Origin of the sequence: Corallococcus llansteffanensis (assembly GCF_003612055.1) — a bacterium.
In the GTDB taxonomy this organism is placed as follows: domain Bacteria; phylum Myxococcota; class Myxococcia; order Myxococcales; family Myxococcaceae; genus Corallococcus; species Corallococcus llansteffanensis.
In genome coordinates this window covers 1-10,887 of record NZ_RAWB01000342.1, presented here as the reverse complement: position 1 = coordinate 10,887, position 10,887 = coordinate 1, and the positions used below count along the sequence as shown (strand labels likewise).

Below are 10,887 nucleotides of genomic sequence, written 5' to 3'. Positions count from 1 at the left end.
CACCCGCTGCGGGGCAGCGCACCCGGCGCCACCGGGGGCCGGGCCCGTCCGCGCCGCCGGGGCGACACGGGCACGTCCTCCGCCCGTCCCAGCGGGCGCAGATCCAACCCCTCGGGCGAGTCCACCACCACCGCCGAAGGGAACAGCGTGGGAAGCGCCGCCTCCAGCCCCACGTCGCCCAGCACCGCCAGCAGCTTCGCGCCCTCCAGGGCCCCCGCCAGCGGCTCCTCCAGCGACGCATCCGCGGGCAGGAACAGCGCCCGGCCCGCACGGTCCACGAACTGCGAGCGGGCCCCGCTGGCCAGCAGCGTCTCCACCCGCACCGCCACCGGCAGCAGGTCCGGCGCGAAGACGTCCTTGCGGTGCTCCTGGAAGGCCGCCATCGCCGCGCTCACGTCCGGCAGCGCCACCTCCAGCAGCCGCTCCAGCGGCGCCCGGTCCACCGGCGTCCCGCCCGTCCACTCCGCCAGGTCCAGCCGGTGCGGCGCGAAGCCCGGGTACTCGCCGCCCTGCGCGCCCTGGAGCACGTAGCCCGCGTGGCTCTTCTTGGGCACCACCGTCTTCAGGGTCGCGGGGAGGATCTGCTTCTCGCTGTAGTGCCCACCCGACACCAGGTCCACGAAGCGGCTCTCGCGGATGAGGAACTTGTCAGGCGTGACGCGCGAGGAGAACGCGTACTCCACCAGCGTCAGCCCCGTCACCGGCTTGCGGTCCTTCTTCGTCCACGTCTTGCCGATGAGCTCCTCGACATGGCGGTCCTCCAGCGCCTCGCCGCCCAGGTGCTTCTCCACCTTGCGCGCCGTGAGCAGCATGTCCGCCACCAGGTCCGTGAACACCGGCGGCTCGAAGGTCCCCGTGCGTGCGACCGCCGCGTCCAGCAGCCCCGCCAGCTCCACCGCCCGCGCCGACAGTCGCCGCAGCCCGTTGGCCCGGAGCGCCTCTCCCAGCGCGCGCACCTGCTCCGGCCGATCCGCCCCCAGCGACGCCACGCCCGACAGGCCCAGCTCCCGCACCAGCGTGGACACCTGCGCCACGCCGGCCTTCATCAGCTCGCCCGTCTCCGCCTTGCCCTTCTTCACGCTCTTCTTCGTGCCGGTGCCGCCCGGTGCCACCGGGGCCGACTCCGCCGTCACGAAGGCCTGGGGCGCCCGGGCCCACGCCACCAGCAGCGCCGCCGCGTGCTTGCAGAACGGGCGCGAGCGCGCCGCCATGCACGAGCACCGCCCCTTCACGTCCGAGCGCGCCTCGCCGAACACGAGCGACACCTTGTACGGCGTCGCCCCGGAGCCCGCCGCGTCCGCGAACAGCCGGCTCTCGTAGCGGGACAGGTTCGTCAGCTGCTTGCCATCGAACAGCGCCGCGCCCTTGGCCAGCTCCGCCTTGTCGCTGATGATCTCCGTCAGCGCTCCCATTCCGATGATGGGCCGTACGTCAGCCATGACGGTTCCCCTTTTCACTCGACGCGAGCAGCGGCGTCAGGTCCTGGTTGCGCATCACCCGCTCCACCACGTCCACCAGCTTGCGGGGCGTGCACCCGAAGCACGGAATCCCCAGCGCGGTGAGCTGCTCCGCCATCGCATGGTCATACGAGGGCCGGCCGCTGTCCGACAGCGCCAGCAGGCACAGCACCTTCGAGCGTGAGTCCACCAACTGCCGCAGCCTCGCCACCAGCTCCTCGGCGTTGCCGCCCTCGTACAGGTCGGTGATGAGGATGAAGAGTGTCTTCTCCGGCCGGCGCACGTAGTGCTCCTGCGCGTAGGCCACCGCCCGGTTGATGTCCGTGCCGCCGCCCAGCTGCGCGGAGAACAGCACCTCCACGGGGTCGGACAGCATGGGCGTCATGTCCGCGATCTCCGTGTCGAAGAGGACGAGGCTGGTCCGCAGCACGTCCAGCGACGCGAAGATGGCCGCCATCACGGAGCTGTACACCACGCTCTCCGCCATGGAGCCGGACTGGTCCACCACCAGCGTCACGTCCCACTCGTGGTGCCGCCGCTGGTTGGGCCAGAAGTAGAAGCGCTCCGGGATGAGCCGCTTGCGCTCCGAATCCCAGCCCTTCAGGTTCGCGCGGATGGTGCGCCGCCAGTCGATGTTCCTCGCGATGGGGATGGGGCTCGTCCTGTCCCGCCTGAGCGCCCCGAGCACCGCCGTCCTGAGCGGCGACTCCAGCTTCTTGCGCAGGTCGTCCACCACCTCGCGGATGATGCCGCGCGCCAGGTCCTTCGCCTGGTCCGGGATGAGCCCGCGCGCGCTGACCAGCGTCGTCACCAGCTCCACGTTCTTGTCCAGGAACGGCAGGGTCTCCGGCTCGAAGAGCAGCTGCGTGAGCCCCTTGCGCTCGATGGCGTCCTTCTGCACCAGCGCGATGACGTCGTCCTGGAAGAAGTCGCGCAGCGAACCCAGCCACTTGGGCAGGTAGGGCTTGGAACCGCCCCGGCCCGCGGAGCGCTCGCCGTAGACGAAGGAGAGCGTGTCATCCAGCTCCTCCAGGTCGCCGCCGCCCAGACCCACCGTGTCCGCGCCGGCCACCAGCGTGCCCAGCGACGGACAGGAGCCCGTCTTCTCCGCCTCCGGGCCCAGCGCCAGCCGCCAGCGCAGCAGCGCGTCGCGGTCCTTCGGTTCCAGGTCCTTGGGGTCCACGCTCATAGCAGGTCGTCCAGGTCATCGAGCGCCTTGCCCAGCTCCGCGCTCATGTCCTTCAACGTCTCCTTGTCCTTCTCTTCCAGCACCGCCTTCACCGCGCGGCCCTTGTCCTTCAACTGCCGCACGCCCATCACGTTCTCCATCAGGTAGCGCCGCTCCGTGGCGCCCAGCGTGCCCAGCGCCCTTCGGAGCACCGGCAGCGTCTGCCGGAAGCGCTCCGGCTCCACACCGCACAGGAACGCATCCAGCGCCTTCACCACCTCGCGGCTCTTCACCAGCACCAGCGCGTTCACCTGGAGGAAGCCCTCCAGGTACGCCGCCGCGTCCGCGGGCTCCACCGCCAGCGACAGCCGCCGCCCCACCTCCAGCGCCACGTCCGCTTCGGGCAGCTCCCGCGCCAGGTACAGCAGGCCCGTCGCGAGCCCCGCCGTCGCCGGGTGCACCGCGTGGCTCTCCATCAGCGCCCGCGCCTCCGCAAGCCACCCCGCCTTGTCCGCGCGCGGCTGGGACAGCGCCACCTCGTGCAGCGTGCGCAGCGCCTCCAGCACCTTGGCCACCGCTTCGGGAGCGCACGCGCTGGCCTCGCGCACGCGCAGCAGCGCCCGCCCGAAGGTCTTCTCCCCCAGCGACGCCACCGCCTCGTCGCCCACCGCCGAGTGCGCGCGCGAGGTGCCGTACGCCATCAGCCCCGACAGCGCCCGCGCCGCCGACGCCAGCGAGGGCAGGTCCGCGTCCGTGGCCGCGTGCGCGTCACAGGCCCGGAGCGCCGAGGCCACCGTCTGGGGACAGCCGGTGATGACGGACTCCAGCAGCACGTCCGCCGCCTCCGCCGTCGTCTTCGCCAGCGTCAGCCGCTCCTGGAGCACGCGCGTCGTCACGCCCTCCAGCGAGTCGCCGAGGACGATCTTCTCCACCAGCGCCACGTCCGTGGACGGCGTCCACTGCGCCTGCCACGACTCGCGCACCCGCGTGAGCGCCGCGTAGCCCCCGGCCTCGGTGGCCACCTGCGAGCGCGAGCCCGTGCCCGACAGCGTCGCGTACGGAATCCCCGCCACACGCAGCCGGTGGAGGAACACGGACGAGCCCACCTCCACCTCGTTGTTGAGCCGCAGCGCGAACGTCTCCGCGCTGTCCGTGCGCGGCAGCCGCCGCTCGCCCACCTCGCGCCAGAACTCCGCCTGGAGCGAGTTCTGCCCGATGCGGCTCGCCACCTGCCCCACCTGGTGGCCAACGACGCTCTTCCACAGGAAGCCGTCCACGTGCGTCGCGTCGCCCCGGCACAGCGTGGCCACCGTCGCCTCGCGCAGCTCGTCCAGGCCCGGGGCCGTCTTCTCGCGCAGGTCCGACAGCATCACCGCCAGCCGGTACGCCTCCAGCACGTCCGACAGCGACGCGGAGAAGCCGCGCATCCGCAGGTGGCTGGCGAAGTCCAGCAGCACCTCCAGCGTGGCGCGCCGGAAGTCACAGTGGGCCTCGTGGGCCTTCTGGTAGAAGTGCGGCGCCCGGTTGCCCGCGCCGTATCCCAGCTGCTCCGCGAGCCGGGGGAAGCTGAACGGAATCACCGTCACCGCGCAGGGCACGCCCTTGGGCAGCTTCGCCTCCAGCGCGGGCTCCACGTCCCCGGCCACGAAGGCCGCGATGTGCGCCGCGCCCGCCACCACCGCCACCTTCTCCGGGGCCACGCCGCCCGCCACCACCTCCAGCACCTTGCGCGCCATGAAGGCGTCGCGCTGCCGGTGGTACCCCTGCCGGGGCCCGGCGTTGATGACCTCCGCCCAGGCCAGCAGCACCGGGCGGAACAGCTCCGGGCTCCAGTCCGGCGCCTCGAAGGCCGCCTCCCAGAACTCCTCGAACGAGCGGTAGCCCTGCGAGCGCGCGAAGGCGTCCGTGAGCGGCACCGCATCTTCGGAGACGGGGACGGAGCCGGGCGCGCCCTCCTCCGCCTCCCCGGTCTCCAGCCCCAGCCCGGGCGCATCGCGGTCCACCGCGAGGCTGACGCCCACCGGGATGTCGATGAACTCCACGCGCGCGCCGTTCGCCCGGGCCCAGCGCAGGGCCTGGTACTCCGGCGAATAGGCCGCGAAGGGCCACAGCGAGGACGCCGGGGTGCCGTCCGTGCGGTAGCCCAGGATGGCCACGGGCGGCCGCGTCTGCGCGTCGCACAGCACGTCCACCATCCCCGTGGCGTCGCAGGGGCCTTCCACGAGGACGACCTCGGGCTTCACCTTCTCCAGCCAGCGCTGGAGCACGGCGGTGGTGCGCGGCGAGTGGTGACGCACCGGGAAGTGCTGCACCCGGGAGAGCAGGGCGAAGTCCATCAGCCCCTCAGGAGCTTCTTGCTCGCGGAGTACAGGTCCTTCCATGGACCCGGGCGGCCCTTGGCCACCGTCTCCATGTACTCGCGCAGCGCCTTCACGTCGTCCTCCTGCTCCTTCACCACCGCCCCCACCAGCGAGGCCGCGAGCTCGTGCGACGTCACCGTCCCCGAACCGAACTGCTGCGCGAGGATGGCGCTGTTGAACAGCACGCTGATGGCCTCCGCCGTGGACAGCACCGCCCCGGGGGTGCGCACCTTCGTCTTGCCGTCCTTCGTCACGCCCTTGCGCAGCTCCTGGAAGAGCGTCAGCAGCACGCGCGACAGCTCCTCCGGCGGCGGCACCCCCACCTGGTAGTCCGTGCGCAGCTCCGCCTCGCGCTTGGTGACGATCTGGATCTCCTGCTCCAGGTCCTCCACCACCGGCACGGTGACGAAGTTGAAGCGGCGCTTGAGCGCGGCGCTCATCTCGTTCACGCCCCGGTCGCGCGTGTTCGCGGTGGCGATAAGGTTGAAGCCCCGCTGCGCGCTCGTAATCTCCCCCAGCTCCGGCACCGACACCTGCTTCTCCGACAGGATGGAGATGAGCGAGTCCTGGATCTCCGGCGACGTGCGCGTCACCTCCTCGAAGCGGGCGAACTTGCCCGTGCGCATGGCGCGCAGGATGGGCGACGGCACCAGCGCCTCGGGCGACGGCCCCTGCGCGAGCAGCAGCGCGTAGTTCCACGAGTACTTGATGTGGTCCTCGCTGGTCCCCGCCGTGCCCTGGACGACGAGCCCGGACGTGCCGCTGACGGCCGCGGAGAGGTGTTCGGACAACCAGCTCTTCGCGGTGCCCGGCTCGCCCACCAGCATCAGCGCCCGGTCCGACGCGAGCGTGGCGATGCACACCTGCACGATGCCCCGGTCGCCCACGTACTTGGGCGTGATGGTGACGCCACCCACGGGCTTGGGGCTGCCCAGGATGTACATCTCCACCGCGCGCGGCGAGAGCGCCCAACCCGGTGGGCGGGGCTTGTCGTCGTGCGCCGCGAGGGCGTCCAGCTCGTTCTTGTACTTCGCTTCGGCAGGCAGGCGGATGTCCGGCATGGACTGCACGCTATCCACTCGGTCTGACATCCGGCAAATGCCCTGCCTGCTTCCCGCGTCGCCTCCGGACCGGGGGATTCCTCAACCTTCAAGGACCCGTGCCTGAGTGACGACAGCCGGGTGAGCGAACCCTATCCTTCAAATCCATACAAAGACCGATTCCAACAAAACAAGAATAGCCACCCAGATGGCCATTCCAGGTTTGCTTTGATACAGTCCTCCGCGCCGCACGAACCGCCGCGCCCGACCGCTTGAACCGGTCACGGGCCGCTCGCGCACACGCTCGCGGCATCAACGAAAGGCAATCACAGATGAAGGTATTCTCCCGACTGGGCCTGGGGCTCGGTCTGATGGGTCTCATGGCGTGTGGCGCTCCCTCCGACCCCCAGGAGACGGACTCGCGGCAGAGCGAAGCCGCTGTGGCGCTGCCGACATCACGGTTGTGTTCCTCGGTGCCCTGTCTGCCCAACCTGGCGCGTGCCGCGACCGTGACGGTCTCCAGCACGACGGGCTCCAGCCCCACCCAGCCGGACACGCGGTGGGCCATCGACAAGGCGCTGGATGGCAACCGCGAGTCGGTGGACGGGGCCTTCGGCTGGTCCTCCATGTCGAGCGGCGCGGAGTCCACCTCCCAGTGGATCCGCTTCGACTTCGGGACGCAGCGCTCCGTCAACGAGGTGCAGCTCTACGCGCGCAATGACGCGACGTTCGGCACCGTGCTGGGAGATGGCTTCCCCCGGGACTTCGTCATCGAGGTCTCCGCGGATGGCGCGACGTGGACGCCGGTGGTGACGCAGGTCAACCAACCCACCCCCACCGAGCAGCTCCAGAGCTTCCGCTTCTCCACGGTGCAGACCCGCTTCCTGCGCATCCGGGCCACGCGGCTGGACTCCGTCTCCGGCAGCTACTACTTCCAGCTCGCGGAGGTGGAGCTGTACGACAACCCGGGGCAGCTCACCTATACGTTCTCGGATGGGGAGCAGGCCGAAATCACGCTCGACAACGGTGATGCCTCGGTGAGCGAGGACATCCTCGTGGGCGAGGCCACGGAGCTGGACGGCCTGTTCGTGGAGTATCAGGCCTATATCAACCAGGTGGGCAGCGCCCAGGTGGGGAGCACCGACGGGGTCAGCGCTTCCTCCGCGGGCATCAACACCCACCAGCGCTGCAAGTTCTGGCAGGTGGGCTGCTGGAAGCGGAAGATCATCGACTCGCGCTGGCCCAACAACACCGTCTACTACGAGTTCCACCGGGAGGTCAGCGACGCCAACCGGCAGGCGATCCGCGGCTTCATCACGGACTGGAACAGCCGGGCCCCGGTGCAATGGGTCGAGGACACGTCGCGCTTCTCCCGCGTGATGTTCAAGGTGAAGAACCTGTCCAACGCCTGTGGCAACTCCATCGTGGGCCGCAGCGGGCTGCCGCAGAAGATCCGCATCGACCCGGACTGCGTCACCCAGCGGACCGTGCAGCATGAGATGGGCCACGCGGTGGGGCTCATCCACGAGCAGCAGCGGTGCGACCGGGACACCTACGTCACCGGCATTGGCAACGACAGCAACAACCGCAAGGAGTGCGCGGCGAAGTACACGACCTTCGGTCCCTATGACTACAGCTCCGTGATGCACTACCGGTCCGGAACCGCCGTCAGCCCGCAGCCGCTGGGCAGCGTGGGCACGTCCGGGTCTCCGGGCGGGCTGCTGCTGGGGTGCTACGACCGGCTCGGCATCCACAAGCTCTACGGCGTGGCGGGAGGCCCGGGGCCCACCACCACGGATGCGGCCGTCTGCAACCTGTCGCGCAACGCAGCCGTGACGGTCTCCAGCACGACGGGCTACAGCGCCACCCAGCCCGACACGCGGTGGACCTCGAACCGGGCGGTGGATGGCCTCCGCGACTCGAACTCCACCAGCTACGGCTGGTCCAGCATGGGCGCCTCCAGCGCCGCCACGACGCAGTGGATCCGCTTTGAGTTCCCCTTCGAGCGGCGGGTCAGCCGCGTGGACCTCTACCCGCGCAACGACGCCACCTACGGCACCGTCGTGGGCGACGGCTTCCCGGTCAACTTCAGCATCGAGGTGTCCACGGATGGCGCCAACTGGACGTCCGTCGTCACCCGGACCAATCACCCGCGGCCCGGCGGCGTCCAGACCTACGAGTTCACCGCGCGGCCCGCGCGCTTCGTCCGGGTGGTCGCTACGAACCTGCGCGCCGTGGGCGGCATGTATTACGTCCAGCTCGCTGAACTCGAAGTCTTCTGAAACCACGGCCGTGATGACCGGCACCTCCCCGTGACGTTCGCGCGGGGAGGTGTCCACGACCACAGGTTCCACGAGCACGGACAGCTTGATCTGGTAGAACGGTGACTCCCCGTTTCCCCCGGAATGGAGTCATCCATGAAGCTTCCCCTTGCCTCATCGCTGATGGTGCTCGCCTCGGTCCTCTCGCTGGCCTGTGGCACGGACGCAGCGGAGCCGACGCTCGCCGCGCAGGAGCAGTCGCTGCTCTCCATCGGCAAGTCCTGTTCGAGCGACTCCCAGTGCTCGAGCGGCCTGTGCTGGAACACCGCGGACTCGTACCCCACCTACAACCCGTCCTGGGAGAGTGGCAACGCGTGCACGGTGGAGTGCACGGCCGGCACGGCGGGTGACAACTATTGCAAGCAGCTGGCCGCGCAGTACGGCGCGCCCCGTCCCAGCAGCGCGCGCTGCCTCCACGCTCGCGGCGTCTACGACAACGGGGACGACAGCATCGTCTACATCTGCGACCTCGTCCGCGCGGGCCTCGGGTCGTACTGGTCTGAGTAGTTTCCAGCTTCGCCGTTTCCCGGGGGTCCGTTCCGCAAGGGACGGACCCCTCAGGTTTCTGATCATCCCCCCGGTTTTCCGAGCACGCGGCGTCACCCTGGCGGGCAGTCCTCCCCTGTGACGGAAGCGCTGGCATCGCTGTTGCTGTAGCGACTGGGACACCTCATCTCCTCGGGAGTCGTCCCCATGCAAGTCCTTCGGCTGCGCCACCTCTTCTCGCGCGCCCTGCGCGCCTCGCTCGCCACGCCCCTTGTCCTCGCGGGCTGCGGTCATGGCAGCGGCACGGAGCTGGAGGGCTACTCGGCGATCGCGTGCGACAACGGCTCCCCGGCCCTCAGCGACCTGACGATCTCCCCGGCGCCGGACTTCATCCAGCTTCGCTACCGGCCACCGGACTCGGAAAGCCAGCCGTTCTCCTGGACCCCTGCATCCTCCTCCGGACAGGCCTGCGCGACGGCCACCGACGTCGCCGCCTGTCAGACGGCCTTGGCGGAGGCCGTGCCCGCCGAGGGCTTCGACAGGGACTGCTTGCGGGGCTGCTCCGACACCTTCCTCGTCACCACGCGCGGTGACGAGGTGAAGACGTACGACACGCAGGAGTCGCTCCAGGAGCTGCTGGGCACCATCACCACCGCACAGGAGGCCGTGCTCAAGACCTACGCTTCTGGCTACTGGCTGTCCTGCAGCAACCTGGAGCAGGGCGCGGTGAAGCGGAACTTCGACGGCACGTTCAACGTCGTCGCCACCCGGGGCACCGCCTGCGGCAAGGGCACGGAGCTGACGCAGCACGTGGTGCGGGTGTCCGCCTCCGGAGAGGTGCGCGAGTTGGAGGTCCACGTGCTGGAGAAGGGCGACCCCAACTGCGCCATCGGCCGGCGGCCCGTGGGCCTCCAGGTCGCGGGCGCGTGCGAGGGCACGGACGCGCTGGGGCGCTACTTCGCGGAGGCCGCGCACCTGGAGGCGGCGTCCGTCCACGCCTTCCTGCGCCTGCGCGAAGAGCTGGCGCTGCACGGCGCCGACGCGGGCCTCCAGGACGCGGCGCAACGCAGCGCCATGGACGAGGTGATGCACACCGACGTGACGGACCGGCTCGCGCGCCGCTTCGGTGCCACGCCCCAGCGTCCCGTGGTCGCCGCGCGTCCCCTGCGCCCGCTCTCCGAGGTGGCGATGGACAACGCCGTGGAGGGCTGCGTGCGCGAGACGTACGGCGCGCTGGTGGCCCACTACCAGGCCCTGCACGCGCAAGACGCGGAGGTGCGCGAGGCCATGGTCCGCATCGCCGAGGATGAGACGCGGCACGCGGGTCTGTCCTGGGACATCGACCAGTGGGCCCGGCCGCGCCTCTCCGCCCCGGAGCGGGAAGCGCTGCGCGAGGCCCAGCGGCAGGCAGTGGCGCTGCTGCGCGCGGAGGTCGCCATGCCGCTCGACACGGGCCTCGTCACCGAAGCCGGCCTGCCCACGCCCGAGGTCGCCCTGTCCCTGCTCGACACGCTGGAGCAGGAGCTGTGGGCGTGACCACGTTGCAGTCGTGGGTATCCCGGAGTCGGCGGGCCGAGACGGCGTGAGGTGAGCCGGTGCGTCTGTTACCGGTGTAGGTGGCGACGGCGCCTGCGGCGGCCAAGTCCGTGCTGGAGGTAGTGGCGGCAAGCAGAGCGCGGGCGCGCTTCGCCGTGGGGACGGACATGGCGTACGTGACGCGTCTCGTCGCCGCGCTGGGGCGGTGAGGCGGTGTTCACGCTTCCTGCATCGGTGCGCGTGGTGCTGGCGACCGAGCCGGTGGACATGCGCAAGTCTATCGATGGCCTCTTGGCGCTGGTGCGCACTGCGTGGGGTGAGGATGTCTACTCGGGGCACCTCTTCGCCTTTGTCTCGCGGCGGGGGGACCACATCAAAGTACTGAAGGCTAGTCCTACAGTTGTAGTTTGGAAGAGACCGCAGTCGCCCTCCGGTTGAAGAAACATGAGGGGGAGGAGCGGGATTTCCCATGCAGCCACCATCCGCCGTCGAAGCGCAGGCACCGGAAGTCCGCTTGGT

7 protein-coding genes and 1 pseudogene are annotated in these 10,887 nt (G+C 70.2%); 4 read left to right on the top strand and 4 right to left on the bottom strand.

The window, feature by feature from the left end:
• From D7V93_RS27335 to D7V93_RS27320, 4 genes and pseudogenes are all read right to left on the bottom strand, one after another.
• Window positions 1-1,439: pseudogene (locus D7V93_RS27335) on the bottom strand (HEAT repeat domain-containing protein); the annotation flags it as partial.
• Entirely contained in the window at window positions 1,432-2,646 is a 1,215-nt protein-coding gene (locus D7V93_RS27330; RefSeq protein ID WP_120646191.1) for a VWA domain-containing protein, read from the bottom strand. The gene D7V93_RS27330 and the pseudogene D7V93_RS27335, both read right to left, overlap by 8 nt.
• Window positions 2,643-4,961 (bottom strand): DUF5682 family protein, encoded by a 2,319-nt coding sequence (locus tag D7V93_RS27325; protein WP_120646190.1) that lies wholly within the window; start codon window positions 4,959-4,961, stop codon window positions 2,643-2,645. The genes D7V93_RS27330 and D7V93_RS27325 overlap by 4 nt, the downstream gene beginning before the upstream one ends.
• Window positions 4,961-6,046, bottom strand: coding sequence for an ATP-binding protein (locus D7V93_RS27320; RefSeq protein ID WP_120646189.1), 1,086 nt, complete (start codon window positions 6,044-6,046; stop codon window positions 4,961-4,963). Before D7V93_RS27320 ends, D7V93_RS27325 begins: the two co-directional genes overlap by 1 nt.
• 311 nt (window positions 6,047-6,357) lie before the next feature.
• Here D7V93_RS27320 and D7V93_RS27315 point away from each other — a divergent pair, with 311 nt between their 5' ends.
• The 4 genes from D7V93_RS27315 to tnpB all read left to right on the top strand — a co-directional run bounded on the left by D7V93_RS27315 (window position 6,358) and on the right by tnpB (window position 10,806).
• Window positions 6,358-8,307: a discoidin domain-containing protein gene (locus D7V93_RS27315; protein ID WP_120646188.1), complete on the top strand. Its 1,950-nt coding sequence runs from the start codon at window positions 6,358-6,360 to the stop codon at window positions 8,305-8,307.
• A gap of 135 nt (window positions 8,308-8,442) precedes the next feature.
• Window positions 8,443-8,853: a hypothetical protein gene (locus tag D7V93_RS27310; protein ID WP_120646187.1), complete on the top strand. Its 411-nt coding sequence runs from the start codon at window positions 8,443-8,445 to the stop codon at window positions 8,851-8,853.
• A 186-nt stretch (window positions 8,854-9,039) separates the two neighbouring features.
• Window positions 9,040-10,368, top strand: coding sequence for a ferritin-like domain-containing protein (locus D7V93_RS27305; RefSeq protein WP_120646186.1), 1,329 nt, complete (start codon window positions 9,040-9,042; stop codon window positions 10,366-10,368).
• Between the two features lie 213 nt (window positions 10,369-10,581).
• The gene (gene tnpB / locus D7V93_RS47735) at window positions 10,582-10,806 is read left to right on the top strand and encodes an IS66 family insertion sequence element accessory protein TnpB (protein WP_147451362.1); all 225 of its coding nucleotides are present in this window, start codon (window positions 10,582-10,584) and stop codon (window positions 10,804-10,806) included.
• The last annotated feature ends 81 nt before the right edge of the window (window positions 10,807-10,887 follow it).